We start from the raw sequence: 19,489 nt of genomic DNA, 5'->3' as shown, positions 1-19,489 counted from the left end.
GAGTAATCGTTCAAAGAGGAGTTATGAAGTTGGCTAAGGATAAAAAGAGCGGCAAACCAAAGAAGGGTGGAGGTCAACCCAATATTCTCGTTATTTGGGGTGACGATATCGGCATCTCCAATCTGAGCTGCTACAGCCGCGGCTTGATGGGATATCAGACGCCCAATATCGATCGCCTCGCCAAAGAAGGCATGATGTTCACCGACAGCTATGGCGAACAGTCGTGCACGGCCGGAAGGTCTTCCTTCATCACGGGCCAGAGCGCCTACCGGACCGGCCTGTCCAAGGTGGGCATTCCTGGCGCAACCGCCGGGCTTCAACCCGAGATCGTGACGATCGCGGACCTGTTGAAAAACCAGGGTTATGCGACAGGACAGTTCGGCAAGAACCACCTGGGAGATCTCAACAAGTTCCTGCCGACGGTCCACGGTTTCGATGAATTCTTTGGCAATCTGTACCACCTCAACGCCGAGGAAGAGCCTGAAATGTACGACTATTTTCCGGAAAAAGACTTTCCGGGCTTTCGGGAAAACATCGGCCCTCGCGGCGTAATTCATTCCTGGGCACAGGATAAGGACGACCCGACGGAGCAAAAGCGCTGGGGCAAGGTAGGCAAGCAAAAGATCAAGGACACCGGACCGCTGACCACCAAGCGTATGGAAACCTGCGATGAAGAATTCGTCGATGCCGCCAAGGATTTCATCAAGCGGCAGAACAGCGCCGGCAAGCCATTCTTCGTCTGGCTCAACACCACGCACATGCATCTGTTTACGCACACGAAAAAATCGAGCCTCGGACAGGCCGGGCGTTGGCAGTCTCCCTATCATGATACGATGATCGATCACGACAAGAACGTCGGCGATATGCTCGACTATCTCGATGAGCTTGGTATCGCCGGAGATACGTTCGTCATGTATTCGACCGACAACGGTCCCCACATGAACTCGTGGCCGGATGGAGGCATGACGCCATTTCGCAGCGAGAAGAACTCCAACTGGGAAGGTGCCTTCCGTGTTCCGATGCTTGTGCGTTGGCCAGGGAAGATCAAGGCCGGGTCGGTATCGAACGAAATCGTCCAGCACCATGATTGGTTGCCGACCTTCCTTGCCATGGCAGGCGATCCCGACGTGATGGACAAGCTCAAAAAGGGCTATACCGCCAACGGCAAGCCATTCAAGAACCATATCGACGGGTATGATCTGCTACCGTACCTCACGGGTGAAGAGGCTAGCAGTCCACGCAAGCTCTTCGTCTATTTCAGTGACGACGGCGATGTTCTCGGCATCCGCTACGACAATTGGAAAGTCGTGTTCATGGAACAGCGCTGTCAGGGCACGATGCGGATTTGGGCGGAGCCATTTACGCCGCTGCGGCTGCCGAAGCTATTCAACCTCAGGACTGATCCCTACGAGCGGGCGGATGTGACGTCCAACAGCTACTATGAGTGGCAGCTGTATCACACTTATATTTTGTTTGGCGCCTACACGATAGCGGACAAGTTCGCAGCAACCTTCAAGGATTTCCCGCCCAGTCAGAAGGCGGCAAGCTTCACCATAGACGACGCGCTCGCGAAGATGGCCGAAGCAAGCAGTGGCAAGTTCAATTAGAGATTGTCACGGGCGGCTTTCGCAAGACAGCCGCCCGCCACCCGTCAATCGGCGAGGGAAAGAGACATGACGCTGGCGCAGATCATCGGATTCGCGATCAATGCGAGTATGTTTCTCATTGTCTTCGCACTTGGGTTGCGTGCGACCTTCGATGACGTGACGTATCTGTTCCGCAGACCAAGTCTTTTCGTCCGTTCAATTCTCTCCATGAATATTTTCATGCTCGCGGTTGCGGTGCTGTTGTCGTTGCTGTTCAATCTCCACCCGGCCATCAAGATCGCGCTTGTTACGCTTGCCATTTCTCCGGTTCCGCCGGTGCTGCCGGGAAAGCAGGAGAAGGCCGGTGGCTCGGCCTCCTACACAATCGGCCTGCTGGTAGCGACGGCACTGGTTTCGATTGTGCTCGTTCCCCTCGCCATCAGTCCCCTCGGGAGTTCGTTCAACATCGATATGCACGAACCCGCAAGCGCTATCGCTTCTGTCGTGCTGATCTCCATAATCGTTCCGTTGGTAGCGGGCGTCATCATCCGCCACTTTGCGCCTGACCTTGCAAGCCGCATCGAACGCCCGATCTCCCGTTTTGCAACGTTGCTTTTGATCGTCGCAGTCGTACCCGTCCTGTTCATCGCCTCGCATGCCATCTGGGCGTTGGTCGGAAACGGAATTGTCATCATGCTCGTGCTGTTCACGCTTATTGGCGTTGCCCTCGGTCACTTCCTTGGTGGTCCAAATCCGGATGACCGTACGGTCCTCGCGCTCGCTACGGGAACGCGGCATCCTGGCGTTGCGCTAGCAATCTCTAGCCTGAATTTTCCCGACGAGAAGGCCGTCATGGCGGTCGTGCTTTACCATCTTGTCATTGGTGCTATCGTCTCGATACCCTACGTGAGATGGCGCACTCGCATTCATGCGCTCCGTCCGGAGATGAAATGATGCTCGACCAACCGGAACGAACCCAAACCAAGACCGCTCCTTTCGACAACATGGTGTGGATTCCCGGCGGCGAATTTCGCATGGGTTCGGACAACCACTACCCCGAGGAAGCCCCTGCGCACAGGGTCCGGGTCAATGGTTTCTGGATGGACAAGTTTACGGTGACCAACCTAGACTTTGCCCGTTTTGTCGAGGCGACCGGTTATGTGACGCTGGCTGAAAGACCGGCCAACCCAGAAGACTATCCGGGGGCTTTGCCGGAAATGCTGGCGCCGTCCTCGACGATGTTCAAGAAACCCTCGTGTCCAGTCGACATGAGCAATCATTTCAATTGGTGGGTCTATGTACGCGGCGCCAATTGGCGCAACCCGCGGGGTCCCGCCAGCACAATCAAGAAACTCTCCGATCATCCCGTCGTCCATGTCGCCTATGAGGATGTCGAAGCCTATTGCCTCTGGGCGGGCAAGGAATTGCCCACCGAAGCGGAATGGGAATTCGCCGCCTGCGGTGGACTGGACGGGGCCGAATATGTCTGGGGGGATGAGTTTACCCCGGACGGCAAGCACATGGCCAATACCTGGCAGGGCAATTTTCCTTATCGGAACACGCTCGACGACGGATACGAGTATACGTCTCCGGTGGGGTCATTTCCGGCCAATGGCTATGGTCTTTACGATATGGCAGGCAATGTCTGGGAATGGACGACTGACTGGTACCGTGAGCACGGCAAGATAACGAGCCCCTGTTGTACAGCGGACAATCCGCGTGGCGGCACGCTTGAGGAAAGCTTCGATCCGCGTCAACCCTCTATAAAGGTCGCGCGAAGGGTGACCAAGGGCGGCTCGCATCTTTGCGCACCGAACTACTGCCGGCGCTACAGACCGGCGGCGCGCATGTCGCAGCCCGTCGATACCTCGATCTCGCATCTCGGCTTCCGCTGTATCGTCCGGCCCGGTAGCGAAGGATAAGACGCGCGATGCTCAGGGACCTGTTGATCCAGCTTACGGAACCAATCGTCTCGATCATCGACATCTTCGCATTGATAATCATCGCGATCGGCACGGTGGATGCATTTATCAACGGCACCAGGGTGATGTTTTCGCACCCGGAAGGGCATCATGCGGTCCGGCACGTGTGGATGCGCTATTCGCGCTGGCTGGTGGCGGGACTGACATTCCAGCTTGCAGCCGACATCCTCGAAACCTCAGTCACTCCGGCCTGGGACGACATCGGCCGCATTGCGGCGATCGCAGTGGTCCGTACTTTCCTCAACTTCTTTTTAGAGCGCGATCAACGCGACATCGGGGAACTTCAGCGTACTTCCGACTAGCCGCGCACTTTCACCGAAATCGTAGTGCCTTTTTTTCCAGTCGAAATATCGATCGTACCGTCGAGCGGGCGAAGCCGCGCCTCCATTCCGGAAAGACCAACGCCGACATTCCTGCGCTTTCGCCTTTCGATACCGACACCATCATCCTTGACGGTGAGCGACAGGATCGTATCGGGCTCGCTCCCCTGCCGGATCAGCCTGATCGTTGCCTTGGCGGCGTGGGAATGACGGTAGATATTGGTCAGCGCTTCCTGCACGATTCGAAAAATCGTGAGTTCGACACCCGGTGGGGGTCGTTTTGCCGCCAATACGGGATCGACCCTCAGTTCGATTTCCAGTCCGCTGCGCTCCTCAAAACCCACGACGAGTAGCTCAAGGGCATTTGGAAGGCCGGATTCGTCAAGCATCGGAGGATGCAACAGATAGGACAGTGTCCGAAGCTCCTCATTGCTTTGCGAAATGAGTTTTGATGTGCGCGCCAGCGCCCGCGACGTTTCACCGTCATTATCGGGCAGGAGGGATTTCACGTTCGCCAATTCCATCGCCGCGCCGATCAGGTGTTGACCCGTGGAATCGTGAAGGTCCCTGGCAATGGAACGGCGCTCCTCGTCCTGTGAAACCAGTAGGCGTTCGCTGACTTCGCGCAGCGACTCGTTCGAATACATCAATGCAATCGAACGGCGTCGTGCCAGCCAGGCCGTCACGAGAAACGCCGCAAGGGCGATGGCCAGAACCGTACCATAGACGCGTACCGACTGCCGCCAGCCAGCAAGCAGCGCATTCTCGTCAATACCGTAGGTTACGTAGAATGGGAAACCTTCGACCTTCCGGTAGGCCACCAGCCGGTCAATGCCTTCCGAGGAAGAAACGTGGTGCATCTCACCCGACACTGGATTCTCGGCTGTCGCCTGCCGAAACCAATCAGGTACGATTGCGCCGCCTTCCCAGAACGGGACGTTCACCACGACTTCCCCGTTGCCGCGCAGGAATTGAGCAGCATCCGATGGAGAAGCCGCTCCATCGAACAGTCTGGTGAAATATTCGATCGGCATCGTGATCAGTATCAAGCCGTCGAACTTCCCATCTGGCTGGCGTAGAGCCTTGCTCATAGTCAAGGAAGGTTGCCCGTATACGCGGCCAATCAACGGGTCGCCTATAAATGTGACATCCGATGGATGATTCCGATGATAGCGGAAATAATCCCGGTCGTTCACATCAAGCGAACTGTTGCGATAGCCTTCGCTGGTAGAAACGAGTTTGCCGTCGCGGTCTACAAGGGCAATAACGCCCGAGTGCTTCAGAAATTGCTTCTGGGTAGCCAAAAATCGAACCAAACGCTCGGAGGAAGCAATTTCCGGCCATGACATCGGTTCAACCTCGGACGAAATACCCTGAAGCACCATGTCGTTCGCCTCGAGTATCTTGCTGACATAGGCTTCGAGCAGGGCGGTCTTCTGGCGCAACTGGATTTTCGATTGCGAGACCATGCGGTCCCGGCTCTCGACAACACCGACGACGAACACCGTTATGATGACGCCAACACTCATGAGCAACAAGAGGCCATAAGGCAAAAGCGGGAGTGCAGGGGCGTTCATCGGCACGTCGGGCGACAACGCTTTTCCGTCCGGAAGCATAAGGCCAAGACGCCGCAAAAATGCCGGGATGGCAGCGATACCCCAGCGATCCGCGGATCGACGCAGGATTTTCACCGCCTGCTCCCGATGCGGCGCTTCAATATGCGCGGTATGGTTTTGATTCCCTGCCCGATCATCGTCCCCGAGTGAGAGTGGCTTTTCCCTCACATGCTACGCTGTTGTTTTCAAACATCCTATCACAAAACAGGTCTTAGCTCGCGGCTGCAGGGAAAATTTGATCCGCCATTGTGCGTTGCTTGCAGAGGGAGGCCGGCTTTCATCTCCCTAGATGCTCAAGCGCGGTCCGCAGCGGAGCATCGGACACCTGAATAATGCCGAGGTATGGGTGAGCCATGTCGATAATCAGAAATATTGCTCCTCCGACCGAGAGAGCGCACACGAACAACATGCCAATGACCGTGGCGTTGGCCGGTGCCAAAAGCCCGAACGTGAAAAAGAGCAACGCAAGCCAGAAGACAAGGATTACAAGGAAAGCCTGGGGCAAACCTTCGCCTCCTTTCTCGAGGAGTAACCAATGGGCCTCCGCAATTTCTCCGCTTATCGCAATGGCACGCGACTGGAGCTGGCGTTTGGCGTCGGTTTCGGGAGAAAGGGCTCGCAATTGATCCTGAACAGGCTCGACCCCTAGGTCGCTTTTGCGCGCGTCCGGCGTCGTATCATCGTGATCCTCGTCGACCCACGCGTCCTGCAGCCGCAAGCTGACCAGTTCGGCAAGCAGACGCCGCGCCTCTTTGGTTTCGGGGCCGTAATGCGCCATGACCCGGTCAAGCAGAACCACGCGCGCCACCGATGTTCTCAGCTCCGCCTCGGCGTCATCGAATGCCGTCTTTGCCGATGCGATCAGGAACCCGACCGCGAGCGCTGACAATGTTCCGACCACTGCCGTAGCAAGCTTGATTGCCTCTTTTGAATCCGTACTCAGGTGATGCTTTGGCAGGCGGTCACGAATAAATATTCCCGCCACCACAGCAAACGACAGGCAGACGAATGCGACACCGCCGATTGCAAGCGCACTCATAGTTGGGATGTCGCTGATGGGGTGCGCATAGGTCGTAAACTCAAGTGTCCAAGACCTTTGCTTCCGCCGGACGCTTGCGCGTGGCACGCCACTCTTCAAAGCGCTGCATGACTACGAAGAAAGAAGGAACGAAGAGGACAGCAAGACAGGTCGAGGCGATCATGCCACTGAAGACCGTGATGCCGATGGACTTGCGGGCACTTGCGCCAGCTCCGGTCGCAAATACCAGCGGTGCCACGCCGAGGATGAAGGCAAATGACGTCATCAGGATCGGCCGGAAGCGAGCCCGTGCCGCGCCCGTCGCTGAATCGATGATCGATTGCCCGGACGCACGCAACTCACGCGCCATTTCGACGATGAGGATGGCATTCTTGGCCGACAACGCAAGGAGCAGAATAAGGCCGATCTGCACGTAGAGATTGATAGCGACATGCAGTCCGAGGAAAATGGAAACAGGGCCGATTAATGACAGCGGCGCAGCAAGCAGCACCGATACCGGGGCAATCCAGCTTTCATATTGCCCGGCGAGCACCAGATAGACCAGCAACAGCGCAAGAGCGAAGACCATGATCATCTGGTTGCCGACCAGCTTCTCCTGGTACGACAGCGCCGTCCATTCGTAGCTCGTGCCATTCGGCAGAGTGGCGGTCGCGATCTCTTCCATAAGGTTCATCGCCTCGCCCGACGAAAATGTCGCCGCTGGTACGCCGACGATCGAGGCCGAAGGATAGAGATTATAGAGGCTGATCAAAGAGGGGCCGACGCTCGGTATGATGGTCAACACCGTTCCGAGCGAGATCATGTCGCCATTATTGTTGCGCACAGTCAGGTTGTTGATGCTGTCCGGCGTCAGGCGGAATTGTGCATCCCCCTGGACATAAATCTGGAACACCCGGCCGAACTTGTTGAATTGAGCGACATAGCTAGAGCCGAGATAGCTTGCGAGGGTATCGAAAACCAGATCGGTCGTCAGCTGGAGAGACTCGATCTTCTCGCGATCGATTTCCACGGTATATTGCGGCGCATTGGCCTGAAAAGGTGCATTGATGCTTTGAATACCCGACTGGGATTCAGCCGCTTTCACTATGGCATTGGTCAGGCTCTGCAGTTTGGCGAGATCAAAACTGCCGTCGCGTAGTTCAGTCTGCATGGTGAACCCGCCGGCATTGCCGATACCCTGGATCGGCGGTGGCGGAAGAACGAGTACCCTGCCCTCGCCCACGCCTTTGAGTTTCGCGTTCAGCGTTTTGTAGAGGGAAGCCAGGTCCTCGCCAGGGCCGCGCTTGCTCCAGTCATCGAGCATGATGTAGGCAAGACCGGCATTGGCGAGTGCGGAATTATTGTCGAGGGCAGAAATGCCGGCAATGGTGATGACCTGGGAGACGCCCGGCGTTTCCTTCGCGACCTTCCCCAGTTCCTCCAGTGACTTTTCCGTGCGGCCAAGGGCAGCGCCATCCGGCAATTGCACCGCAGCCAGAAGATAACCCTGATCCTCGATGGGCAGGAAGCCGGTTGGCGCACGCGACATGCCGTAACCGGCGGCGGCGACGATAAGCAGTGCGATCACCGCCATGAGGCCGCTGCGCGCTACCATCGAACCGATCACACGGACATAGCCGTTTTCGAGGCGCTGGTAGACTGCATTGAACCCGCGAAAAAAGAAGTTGCGTTGTTCCGGCGGAACCGGGGGCCGCAACCACATGGCGCACTGCGTCGGCTTCAACGTTGCGGCGTTGATGGCGCTGATGAACGCAGTGGCTGCAATAACGAGAGCAAACTGCGAAAATATCTGGCCGGTGATACCTGGCAGAAATGCAGCGGGCAGAAACACAGCCATGAGAACGAGCGTGATGCCGACGATCGGCCCGAATAGCATATCCATCGCGCTAATGGCCGCGTCATGGCCGGACATGCCGCGCTCCATATTGTGCGAGGCGCTCTCGACCACGACGATTGCGTCGTCGACGACGATGCCGATCGCCAGCACGATGGCGAACAGGGTCGAGAGGTTGACGGAAAATCCCATCGCAGCCATCGCTGCGAAAGCGCCGATGATGGTCACCGGCACGGTCGTCGCGGGCACCAGCATGGCGCGCCAGTCCTGCAGGAAGACGAGAATGACGATCAGTACCAGAAGCGCCGCTTCGAACAAGGTCTTGTAGACCTCGCCGATTGCCTGGCTGACGAAGGTAGTCGTGTCGAATGGAATGGAATAAGCAACGCCCTGCGGAAACCCGGCAGCGAGCGTCTTCATTTTGGCGCTTACGCTCTTGGCCACGTCAAGTGCATTGGCGCCCGGAGACAGGAAGATCGCGAGGCCCGCGGAATCCGCCCCATCGAGCCGGAACACCTGACTATAGGTCTGCGCACCGAGCTCAACGCGGCCGATATCGCGCACGCGCGTCATGCCGCCATTGGCGTCGGTCTTGACGATGACCGCACCAAACGCGTCTGGATCATTGAGGCGGCTTTCGACATTGATCGTATACTGGAAGGATTGGTTCTCCGGCGCAGGCGGCATGCCCACCTGACCGGCGGTCACCTGCTCGCTCTGCTGCTGCAGCGACTGGATGACGTCCTGCGCCGTCAGGCCGCGCGCCTGCATCTTGTCAGGATCGAGCCAGATACGCATCGAATATTGACCCGCCCCAAATACCGTAACATTGCCAACGCCGGGGATTCGGGCGATTTCATCTTTCAAAGCGATCGTTGCGTAATTGCTGAGGTAGAGACTGTCGTGGCTGTTGTCCGGCGAGGTCAACGTGACGATCTCGAGGATCGACGTCGACTTCTTTTGAACATTGACGCCCTGAACCTGCACCGATTGCGGCAACGAGGCCAACGCGGCAGAGACACGGTTTTGTACGAGCACCTGTGCCGCGTCGAGATCGGTGCCGATGGCGAAAGTGACTGTAAGCGCGTAGCTGCCGTCAGAGGCTGCGTAAGACTGCATGTAGAGCATGTCCTCGACGCCGTTGACCTGCTGCTCGATCGGCAATGCGACCGTATCGATCAGCGTGCGGGCGCTGGCTCCGGGATAGCGGGTCGTGACCTGTACGGTTGGCGGCACGACATTCGGATATTGCGCGACCGGCAGCGAATAAAGCGAAACAAAGCCGATGACGACCATGAGGATGGCGATCACATTGGCCAGTACGGGCCGTTCTATGAAGAACTTCGAGATCATTGCGCCGCGCCATTCGCCGCAACGGCGCTAAGATCCTTCAACTGCGGCTCTATCTTCTGGCCGGGTATGGCCGACAGCAAGCCCGAGACGACAATGCGATCTTCTGGCTTGACGCCGGTTGTCACGACACGCAATTCGCCAACCAACTGACCGATCTCGACCTTGCGCTGTTCAACAACATCATCCTTGCCGGCAACGAGGACATAGCGCCCGCTCTGATCATTGCCAATGGCGCGATCCGGCACCAGCAGCATTCCCGGTTCTTCGAACAAGGGAACGCGGACGCGGACGAAATAGCCAGGCAGCAATTGCCGATCGGCATTGGGCAGGACGGCACGGACTGCCAGCATGCCGGTCGACGCGGTTATAGTGGGCGCGACGTAGTCCAGCGTACCCACATGCGGGAAACCGGTTTCGCTTTGCGTACCGACTTCGGCGGGAACCTTTTTCAAATCCTGCGCGGTCATCCCGCGTTTCGCCATGGCAGCGCGGATACGCAGCACGTCCTTCTCACTGACGTTGAAATTGACATAGATGGGATTGAGCTGGACAATCGTTGCAAGCGCCGTGGTCGACGCGATAACGAGTTCGCCTATTGACACCAGCCGCGCGGTGGCGACGCCGTCGAACGGCGCTTTCACCTGCGTGTAGCTTAAATTGAGCTGGGTCTGTCTGACGTTGGATCCCGCCTGTTGCTGAATGGCCAGGTCGGCTTCACGTTGCGCCTCCGCCTTCTGCAGATCTTGCTGTGTAGCGAAGGTTTTGGCCACGAGCGCTGCCTGACGTTCGTATTCCGCCTGCGATAGCTTTACAGACGCGTCGGCTGATGCCTTTGCGGCGTTCGCCTGGTCTAACGCTAGCTGGTAAGACTCGGGCTCGATGACGAAAAGTACGGTACCGGCTTTTACCGCATCCCCGTCATTGTACTCGATTTCCTCGATGAAGCCTTGTACCCGTGCAACCAGCGCAGTCTGGTTAACTGCTGCGGTAGTACCAGTCGCCTCGAGATAGGGCGTGACGTTCTGATTTACCGGAAGCGCCACATCGACCTTAGGCGGCGGTGGCGGAACGTAGGAGTTCTCTTGATTACAGCCAGCTAATGCCAGCCCGAATAATGTGATGCAGGCAAAGCCTACCCTCCGGCGAGCGCCCAAAGAGCGTTCAATTTGCCGTGTGTGCAATCCACTTATTCCGGCCATTATATCCCCCAATTGGCCTTTGCAGAAAACGCATGATCGATGCTACGTTATTCCGTATCTGAGAGATAGCTCTCCATAAAAAATTGTAGGGGGTTGTGATGCGGATGATTTTGACCGTCATTGGAATTGGGATGTTTTGCAGCTCGGCCATGGCGCAGACTGCTGCCGAACGTGCGGCATGCATGGCGGACTTTCAGAAATACTGTACCGGCGTCATGCCTGGTGGCGGGCGGGTTATCGAATGTCTAGCCAAGCAGTTGGACAAACTCACACCCGAATGTAAAAAAGTCGTCCAGTCGCACGCTCCGAAATAAACGGGTCAGCTGCTCATCAAATCATGATGTCGGTCAGTTCCTGCTCCGCGACAGCGCGCAGGCGTTGGGCTTCGTCTTCGCCGATCCAGCGATACGGAAAGCGTAAGCGCGTGCCCACAGGTCCCCAATTGCCAATCGCGCACAGCAATTTATCCAGCGCAGCATTTGAATAGCCGGACTTTTGCCTGAACGGAACGATGTGCTGATCCATGAATTTGCAGATCCGCTGTTCGGTTTCGATGGCAGCGTCCATATCGGTTTGCATAAGGTCGGTCCAGCGCTGCGCGCCGCGTGGACTAAGACAGGCGACGTTGGAAAACGCACCTGCAGCGACCCCTTCCCTGATGCCCGTCGCGAGGTGATGCCCCGGTACGAAAAGCGCGACGCCAGGCAGATGCTCGCGCGACTCGGCGTACCAAGTTGAGTCACCGTCTGCCAGCTTCACGCCGATCACGCCCGGCGTTTCAGCCAATATCGCACCGAGTTCCTTTGGCGAAAGGACGCGTTTTGCATGCGGTGGGTTGTAGAGGATAAGTGGAATGCCGTTGGCAATCCCAGACGCCCTGTTGAGGTAGTCGATTGCCTCTTCGTCCGTCAGCGGCCACCAATCCGGCAAGATGACCTGAATGGCAGCGGGACCCAGTGTAGCTGCGCGCCGCACACGATTCAGCATGATCGTTGGATCGGGCTGACAAGCGCCGATGACGAAGGGCATGCCCGCTTTTCGGCAGCGCTCGGCCAGCATTAGCTGGATGCGATCGAACTCTTCCTCAGTCTGGTTGTGGAATTCGCCGGCGGTTCCGTTGGAGTAGATACCATCGACCTTCGCGTCGATCAGGATGTCGATTTCAGCGCCAAGTTTGCTGAATTCGATGCTGTCGTCCGCCTCGATGGGTAGGAGTAGACTGGCCCAATTCCCCTTGATCGCATGTTCCGCTGATTTCACACTGAGCTCCTAGTTCAAATCATCGCGGATACAAGCCTTGAATTGGCCGGGCGAAACTTCGCGCAATTCCGGTATCGTATGGGCGCAGGCCTCCATCGCCACCGGGCAACGTGTCCGGAATACACAGCCACTCGGCGGATTGGCCGGGCTTGGAATATCACCCTTCAGGATTTGCCGGTTGCGGGGCGCATCCGGATCCGGCGACGGAATCGCGGAAAGCAAGGCACGCGTGTAGGGATGTTGCGGCCGCGCATAAAGATCGGCGCTTGAGGCAATCTCCATGATCCGGCCAAGATAGAGCACGATGACCCGGTCGCAAATATATTCGACAACCGCGAGATCATGCGAGATGAACAGCATGGTCAAGCCGAGCCGTTGCTGCAGATCGCGCAGGAGATTGATGACCTGCGCCTGGATCGACACATCCAACGCAGAAACAGGCTCGTCCGCGACAATGAATTCCGGTGCAAGCGTCAGCGCGCGGGCAATACCAATGCGCTGACGCTGCCCGCCGGAAAACTCATGTGCATAGCGGTTGACGGCTTCGGCAGGAAGATCGACCTGCGCGAGAGCGTTTCGTGCCCGGTCCATGCGTTCCTTGCGGGTGCCGATTCCCTGGATATTCAGGCCTTCGGTCAAAATCTCGCCAATAGTCATGCGGGGCGACAGGCTGGCAAACGGATCCTGGAATATATACTGCATACGGGGCCGCGTCCGTCGCATCTGCGCGGCCGAAAGTGTGGTCAGTTCTGTACCATCGAATTTTACGCTACCCGAAGAAGGCTCGACCAGACGCAGAACCGAACGGCCGATCGTTGTCTTGCCGCTGCCTGATTCACCGACCAGTCCAACCACCTCCCCCTTGGCGATATCGAAGGAGATGCCTTCCAGAATATTGAGTTTCGTGCCGCGGGAAACGTAGTGTTTGGCCAGATCGCGGACGGTGAGGAATGGCGCAGCGCTCATCGGCCCACCTCCTGCCATCGTATGCAGCGGCTCCGGTGCATAGCATTGACCTTTGCGAGCGGTGGCACCGCCACCCTGCAGGCATCGATCGCATAGCTGCAGCGCGGCGAAAATGCGCATCCATCCGGCATGTCCGCCAAACTCGGGACAACACCCGGAATAGCCGCCAGCTTGTCCCCGGTCTGCTTCATGCGTGTTGCCTCACCAAGCCGCGGCATCGACGCCAGAAGTCCGAGGGTATAGGGATGGCGCGGATTGCGGAAAACCTCACCGACAGGCCCCTCCTCCACGATGCGCCCGGCATACATGACCGCGACGCGATGGGCGATCTCAGCCACCACACCGAGGTTGTGCGTGACGAAAAGCATGCCCATACCGCGTTCACGTTGCAGCTTGATCAGAAGATCGAGTATTTGCGCCTGGATGGTCACGTCAAGCGCCGTCGTCGGTTCGTCGGCAATCAGCAATGTCGGATCGCAGGCAAGCGCCATGGCGATTGTCGCGCGTTGCCGCATGCCGCCCGAAAGCTCGTGCGGATACTGTCCTGCCCGGCGTCTCGCATCGGGGATGCCTACCTGATCGAGAAGTCCGACGGCCGAATTCATTGCTGATTTCCGGTCGGCATTGCGATGGATGCGAATTGGCTCAGCGATCTGGTCACCCACCGTGAACACCGGGTTGAGACTGGACATTGGCTCCTGGAACACCATGCCGATGTCATCGCCGCGGATTCTCCGCATCTGTTCTTCATCCAGCGTGACGAGGTCGCGGACAGCGCCGTCCTTGCTCTTGAAATGGATACTCCCGGCGGCAATCGCCCCGACATTGCGGGTCAACAGGCCCATGACCGACAGGCTGGTCACGGATTTGCCGGAACCGGATTCGCCGACAAGCGCAACGGTTTCGCCGGCAGCGACCGATAGGTCGATACCATCGACTGCGGTAATCTCGCCGCCGCGGGTGCGGAAGATTGTCCGCAGCCCGCGAATGTCGAGAATGGGATCCACGCGCTCGTCCATATCCCGTCTCAGCCGAGCAGCCCGGTAGAGCGCAGGATCGCGTCAATCCTGGCGGATTCTGCAGCATCGAGTGCCTGTCTGGGTCTCGGCATGACGTTCGTATCAATGATGCCAAGGCTGCGCATGGCGGTCTTGAAACCGCCCACGCCCGACGCGCCACCGCTGACGCGGCTTTGCGCCACCCAGACGATCTCGAACAGGCGGCAGAGCCGTTCCTGCTCCTTGCGCGCCGCTGCCCAATCACCGCGCTGCGCCGCATCCCAGAGGCGGACGTAGCCGTGCGGATCCACATTGGCGAGACCCGGGACGACGCCATGCGCGCCCATCGACAACGCATTGTCGACGACGATCTCGGAACCGGTCATCAGGAAGATGTCCTCGTGCTCGGCGAGATCCAGCAAGGCGTAACGGAAATTGCCATCATCGCCGCTTGAATCCTTGAGGCCGATAATGGTGCCTTCCTTGGCCAGCGTCGTCACTGTCGATCGAGCCAGTTTGGCATGGACGCAGACAGGGATATCATAGGCGACAAGCGGAATGTCGACGGCATCCTTGATATAGCGGAAATGGTCGATGATCTCGGGCTGGCTGGTGACAGTATAATACGGTGCCGTCACGACGACGGCGGCTGCACCTGCAGCCTTGGCGACCTTGGCATGGCCAATGACATTGTCGGTCGTTGCATCGAGAACGCCTGCAATGACCGGCACGCGGCCATTGACGATCTTGACCGAGTGTTCGAGAATTTCCTGCCTGGTCTTTTCGTTGTGGAACACCACTTCGCTGGTAGACCCGAGCACGAATACACCGTGGCAGCCTGCGCCGAGCAGATGTTCGAGCACGCGCGTGTAGGACGGATAGTCTACCGTGAAATCCGGATTGAGAGGTGTTACGACGGGAGGAACAACACCATGAAATTTGGTCATTTTCGCTTTCTTTCTTTGTCAATTCAGTTCGGCGCGAGGATCAAAGGCATCCCTTAGACCATCGCCAATGAAGTTGATTGCAAGGACGGCAAGAACCAGCGCCCCACCGGGGAACAGCCATTGCCAGGGAAATTGTTCGAGAACGGCCGTCGAGCGCGCTGCGTTGAGCATGTTGCCCCAGCTGGCGGCGGGCGGCGCAATACCCAGACCGAGGAATGACAGTCCGGCCTCAAGAAGGATCGCATTGGCAATCTGCAGCGTCGCATAGACAACAAGGATATCGATGGAGTTCGGCAAGCCATGCCGGAACAGCAGATGTCCGAGCCCTGCTCCCATGCCGCGCGATGCCAGAACGAAATCCCGTTCCCGGAGTTCAAGCAGCCTCGAGCGGATCATGCGCGACAGGAGTGGCCATGACAGCAGCGAAATGACGAGCACCGTCGGCCAGATGCCCGTACCGGCAATCGACGCCAGCACCAGCAGGAAAATCACCGGCGGCAGGGTCATCACCAGATCGACGAAACGCATGGTGACAGCATCGGCCCAGCGACCGGCAAGCGCCGATATCGCACCAACCAGAAACCCGATGATCGCCGAGATGATTGTCGAGGCTACAGCGACCAGCAAGGAAATGCGGCCGCCTTCCAGCACCCGGACAAAGACATCTCGGCCGACACCATCGGTGCCGAACCAATGGGTCGCTGTCGGTCCGCTGTTCATGGCGAGCAGGTCGATGTCGTTCGGCTTGAATGTCCACCACAAAGGATAGGACAGGATCATCGCGAGCATCGGCAGAATGATGCAAACACCGAACAGCGCGGCCTTGTTGTGGGCGAAGCGGTGCAATGCTCGCGCCATAGGGCCGGGACTGTGGGAGGGGGTGCGTGCAAGCATCTCAACCCACCTTGATACGCGGGTCGATGACCGCATAGGTGATGTCGGTCAGAAGATTGACGACGATCACACAGGCCCCGATAATCAGCGTCGCGCCCATGATGACCGGATAGTCACGCGTCTCGACAGCATTCACCAGCAACAGACCCATGCCCGGCCAATTGAATACACTTTCGATGAAGATCGCGCCGCCGATCGCGAGACCGATTGTCGAGCCGATGACCGTCACCACGGGCAGCAGGGCATTACGCAACGCATGCTTGGCAATGACCCAGAATTCCTTGACGCCCTTCGCCCGCGCCGTACGCACATAGTCCTGATTGAGAACTTCAAGCAGTGACGAGCGCATGTAGCGCATGATCAGGGCAGCCTGGGCGATTGAAAGAAGCGCCGCGGGTAAGATCAGATGATGGAGCAAGTCTCCGATAGAAAATTCCGCACCCGGTGTCAGCATGCCGCCTGACGGAGCCCATCCCAGGCGAACGGCGAATACATAGAGGCCGATCAGCGCGCTCAGAAATGCCGGGCTCGAAATGCCGATCAGCGCAAACACCGAGAATGAGAGGTCCACCGGCGAGTTCCGCCGCACCGCGCTGATAACACCAGTGACGATCCCCACGATAATCGCGATGACCAATGCCGATCCCATCAACAGAACTGTGGGACCGATACGCGACAACACCAGATCCAGCACCGGCTGATCCTGACGCTTGATCGAGAAGCCGAGATTCCCCGAAATGGCCTGTTGCAGCCACGCCAGATATTGAACTGGCAAGGGCTTGTCGAGCCCAAGCTGGCTCCGCAGTTCGGAAAGCTGCTCTGGCGACATAGGAATGTTCGGATCGATATACGCATCGATCGGATCGCCGGGGGTGAGACGCAGCAAGATGAAGATCAGCACGCTCAAGGCAAGGAGCATGCCTACTCCTATCAGCAAACGTCGAAGACTGTATTGAAGCATTTTCGTTCCGTTTTGCCGGGGTGGCCAGCGCCACCCCTCGAACCGTGATCAGGCGCGGGCGACTATTCGCCGAGTGACCATTTTTCCGGATGAGCCTGATAGGGGCCACCACCCGGCGCCGGTGTCCAGATGAAATCCTTGACCTTTGATGACACGACGCCATAGCGGTTCGCCACCCACAGGGTTGCCCAGGGCAAGTCGGTATTCATGACCTTGCAGACATCCTGATAGCGGCCGTCACGTTTGGCGGCATCGGGTTCTGCGAGAGCGGTATCCAGCGCCTTGTTGAGTTCCGGCATACGCGCGCGTACCACATTGGGGCCTGCTGGCGGGATCTGCTTTTCATTAAGACCAACATTGATACTGCCCGCATCAGGCCCGTTCTGAAGACCGGCATAGACCAGCTGGAACTGCGCGACATCCGGCTTCGGATTCAAGACGATGCTGTTGTAAGTCGGTGTATCGACGGCGCGCGGCACGACATTAATTCCCACTTGCGAAAGCATGGCTTGCACGGCGGCGAGCACATTGGTGGCGAGAGGGGTGGTGTAATAGGTCAGAAGGGTAATCGGCTTGTCGCCATTGATTTGCGACCATCCGGCTTCATCCAGAAGTTGCTTCGCCTTTTCCGGATCGTAGGCGTAAGGGTCAATACCCTGCGGGATCAGCTGGTCCGCGACATAGGCGCAATTTGCCGGCTTGGCAGCACCCGCATAAAGGCTCTTGATGATGGCATCGCGGTTGATCGCATACATTACCGCCTTGCGAACGCGCGGATCTTTCCAGATCGGCGACTCATGATTGAAGCCAAGATAGTTGACGACGAAGCTGTCGCCTTCAAGGACTTTGAATGCTTCATCGCCCTTGAACGTCGAGACATCGTTCGAGTCCACATATGTGAACTGGATTTCCCCGGCGCGCAGAGCGGCGATGGCGGCTGCCGGATTGGCGAAGTATCGGTTGATCACCCGCTCAAGTGCGGGTTTGCCGCCGCGATAGTCGGTATTGGCGCCAAGTTCCACATATTGATCGGTGACGTATTTGGTGAACTTGAAAGGGCCGGTCCCGATTGGCGAAGTCGACCACCAGGCGTTTTTGGCGAGTTGATCTGCCGGTATCGATGACAATGCATGTTCGGGCAGCATCATCACCTTGGTCATCGTGTCGAGAGTACTCGCGCTTGGGGCGCTCAGCTTGACGATCAGGGTGCGGTCATCCGGAGCTTCGACGGACGAGACTGCTTTCAACCTGGCGGCAAGGACGGACCCCGATTTCGCGTCCATAGCCAGACCCATGGTAAACTTCGCGTCCTTGGAGGTGAACGGCTTGCCGTCGTGCCATTTGGCGTCCGCAAGCTTGAATGTATATGTCATTTGATCCGGACTGACTTCGTAGCTGTCCGCCAGCACACCGACGACTTTCTGCAGTTTCTCATCATAGGTAACGAGCGGTTCGAAATAGACGCTGAGCCAAGTAAATCCGGCTGTGGCCGCCAGCGGATTGAAGTTTCCCTGGAAACCTCCCGGTCCGACATCGAATCCGCCAGACAGCGTTGCAGCTTGCGCAGCGACAGGCGCTGACGTTACGCCTCCGATCAGCGCGGCAGACAGTGCCAGCGCCGAAGCCATCATTCGTAGTTTCATGGTATCCTCCCATTTGTCGTATTGGTCTTGTTGTGTTCAATCACCCGAGCGATCCCCTCGTAGTGACTGTCGAGGCGGTTGCGCGCGTCTTCGAGATTTCTCGCCTCGACTGCGTCGACGATCGCCTCATGATCACGCCATGTCGCCATCGGATCTGTATTTTCCAGATTGACGAAATCGGACGCCTTGTAGAACGCGAGCCAGAACACCTCGATAAGCCGCACCAGCGTCTCATTTTCCTGACAGCGGAAAAGCAGCCGGTGGAAAAGCCTGTCTTCGTCGACAAATGCTTCATTGCGCTCGGCATGGACGCGCATGCGGGCCACGACCTGCCGCAGCTCCTGGATATCTTCGTCAGTGATTTTCTGCAGCGTTTTGGCGATCAGGCCGACTTCGAGCGTCCTGCGAATCTCGAGCACTTCCTCGATCTGACGCAGCGCACCACCCAAGCCATAGGCAAGATTGTCAAGCAGCGGCTCGAAGGAGAATGCCTTGACGAAGACGCCGACACCACGCCGCGACTCCAGAACACCAACCGACTCCAATGCCTTGATGCCTTCGCGCAGCGAGTTCCGGCTGACGCCGAGCTGGCTGGCAAGTTCACCTTCGGGCGGCATCGGCGCCCCTGCTTCCAGGCCATTTTCGTTGATGTAAGCCCGCAAGCTTTCTTGCACGGACACATGCAGCAAAGGCGCGCGGTGCAGAGGCTTGAGGGATTTGAACGCCATTATGCGGATTCCAGTCTCGGTGATGGTACAGTTTGGACTAGATAGCCACTTGTAGGATATCTGTCAACAGGACAGCACTAGCCCTACAAAAACTCTTACAACTCAATGTGAAGAAGTTGAAAATAGTAATCTGTTGACAGTCTTCAATTTGCTCCGTACGTTT

General features: G+C 57.6%; 17 protein-coding genes. 5 read left to right on the top strand and 12 right to left on the bottom strand.

Annotated elements, in window-relative coordinates; translation table 11 throughout:
* Positions 1–23: 23 nt before the first annotated feature.
* From FHS21_RS11465 to FHS21_RS11450, 4 genes are all read left to right on the top strand, one after another.
* Positions 24–1,607 (top strand): arylsulfatase, encoded by a 1,584-nt coding sequence (locus FHS21_RS11465; protein WP_112528977.1) that lies wholly within the window; start codon positions 24–26, stop codon positions 1,605–1,607.
* A 66-nt stretch (positions 1,608–1,673) separates the two neighbouring features.
* On the top strand, positions 1,674–2,540 hold the full coding sequence (locus FHS21_RS11460; RefSeq protein ID WP_183661938.1) for a bile acid:sodium symporter family protein: 867 nt from the start codon (positions 1,674–1,676) through the stop codon (positions 2,538–2,540).
* Complete coding sequence (locus tag FHS21_RS11455) at positions 2,537–3,508, top strand: formylglycine-generating enzyme family protein (protein WP_246410981.1); 972 nt, start codon at positions 2,537–2,539, stop codon at positions 3,506–3,508. The genes FHS21_RS11460 and FHS21_RS11455 overlap by 4 nt, the downstream gene beginning before the upstream one ends.
* Before the next feature lie 8 nt (positions 3,509–3,516).
* Positions 3,517–3,870: a DUF1622 domain-containing protein gene (locus tag FHS21_RS11450; RefSeq protein ID WP_112528973.1), complete on the top strand. Its 354-nt coding sequence runs from the start codon at positions 3,517–3,519 to the stop codon at positions 3,868–3,870.
* Here the strand turns inward: FHS21_RS11450 and FHS21_RS11445 are convergent.
* The 4 genes from FHS21_RS11445 to FHS21_RS11430 form a co-directional block, all read right to left on the bottom strand.
* Positions 3,867–5,579, bottom strand: a complete 1,713-nt coding sequence (locus FHS21_RS11445) for a cache domain-containing sensor histidine kinase (protein WP_158482173.1) — start codon at positions 5,577–5,579, stop codon at positions 3,867–3,869. The two genes, FHS21_RS11450 and FHS21_RS11445, sit on opposite strands and share 4 nt — an antisense overlap.
* Positions 5,580–5,781: 202 nt before the next feature.
* Positions 5,782–6,543, bottom strand: a complete 762-nt coding sequence (locus FHS21_RS11440; RefSeq protein ID WP_183661936.1) for a bestrophin-like domain — start codon at positions 6,541–6,543, stop codon at positions 5,782–5,784.
* Positions 6,544–6,583: 40 nt separating this feature from the next.
* The gene (locus tag FHS21_RS11435; protein WP_112528967.1) at positions 6,584–9,730 is read right to left on the bottom strand and encodes an efflux RND transporter permease subunit; all 3,147 of its coding nucleotides are present in this window, start codon (positions 9,728–9,730) and stop codon (positions 6,584–6,586) included.
* Positions 9,727–10,929 carry an efflux RND transporter periplasmic adaptor subunit gene (locus FHS21_RS11430; RefSeq protein WP_112551379.1) on the bottom strand — a complete coding sequence of 401 codons (1,203 nt, stop codon included), beginning with the start codon at positions 10,927–10,929 and terminating at the stop codon, positions 9,727–9,729. Before FHS21_RS11430 ends, FHS21_RS11435 begins: the two co-directional genes overlap by 4 nt.
* 98 nt (positions 10,930–11,027) lie before the next feature.
* Here FHS21_RS11430 and FHS21_RS31315 point away from each other — a divergent pair, with 98 nt between their 5' ends.
* The gene (locus FHS21_RS31315) at positions 11,028–11,243 is read left to right on the top strand and encodes a cysteine rich repeat-containing protein (RefSeq protein WP_112528963.1); all 216 of its coding nucleotides are present in this window, start codon (positions 11,028–11,030) and stop codon (positions 11,241–11,243) included.
* A gap of 16 nt (positions 11,244–11,259) precedes the next feature.
* Here FHS21_RS31315 and FHS21_RS11420 read toward each other — a convergent pair whose 3' ends face one another.
* From FHS21_RS11420 to FHS21_RS11385, 8 genes are all read right to left on the bottom strand, one after another.
* Entirely contained in the window at positions 11,260–12,189 is a 930-nt protein-coding gene (locus FHS21_RS11420; protein WP_112528961.1) for a dihydrodipicolinate synthase family protein, read from the bottom strand.
* A 9-nt stretch (positions 12,190–12,198) separates the two neighbouring features.
* Positions 12,199–13,155, bottom strand: a complete 957-nt coding sequence (locus tag FHS21_RS11415) for an ABC transporter ATP-binding protein (protein ID WP_112528959.1) — start codon at positions 13,153–13,155, stop codon at positions 12,199–12,201.
* Positions 13,152–14,174: an ABC transporter ATP-binding protein gene (locus FHS21_RS11410; RefSeq protein WP_112528957.1), complete on the bottom strand. Its 1,023-nt coding sequence runs from the start codon at positions 14,172–14,174 to the stop codon at positions 13,152–13,154. Before FHS21_RS11410 ends, FHS21_RS11415 begins: the two co-directional genes overlap by 4 nt.
* 8 nt (positions 14,175–14,182) lie before the next feature.
* Positions 14,183–15,100: a dihydrodipicolinate synthase family protein gene (locus FHS21_RS11405; RefSeq protein WP_112528955.1), complete on the bottom strand. Its 918-nt coding sequence runs from the start codon at positions 15,098–15,100 to the stop codon at positions 14,183–14,185.
* Positions 15,101–15,118: 18 nt separating this feature from the next.
* Positions 15,119–15,994, bottom strand: coding sequence for an ABC transporter permease (locus FHS21_RS11400; protein WP_112528953.1), 876 nt, complete (start codon positions 15,992–15,994; stop codon positions 15,119–15,121).
* A 1-nt stretch (position 15,995) separates the two neighbouring features.
* Positions 15,996–16,955 (bottom strand): ABC transporter permease, encoded by a 960-nt coding sequence (locus FHS21_RS11395; protein ID WP_112528951.1) that lies wholly within the window; start codon positions 16,953–16,955, stop codon positions 15,996–15,998.
* Positions 16,956–17,017: 62 nt separating this feature from the next.
* Entirely contained in the window at positions 17,018–18,598 is a 1,581-nt protein-coding gene (locus FHS21_RS11390) for an ABC transporter substrate-binding protein (protein ID WP_112528949.1), read from the bottom strand.
* Complete coding sequence (locus FHS21_RS11385; RefSeq protein ID WP_112528947.1) at positions 18,595–19,326, bottom strand: FadR/GntR family transcriptional regulator; 732 nt, start codon at positions 19,324–19,326, stop codon at positions 18,595–18,597. Before FHS21_RS11385 ends, FHS21_RS11390 begins: the two co-directional genes overlap by 4 nt.
* Between the last annotated feature and the right edge of the window lie 163 nt (positions 19,327–19,489).

This window comes from Phyllobacterium trifolii (genome assembly GCF_014192095.1).
GTDB classification, from domain to species: domain Bacteria; phylum Pseudomonadota; class Alphaproteobacteria; order Rhizobiales; family Rhizobiaceae; genus Phyllobacterium; species Phyllobacterium trifolii.
This window is presented reverse-complemented; position numbering and strand designations above follow the sequence as displayed.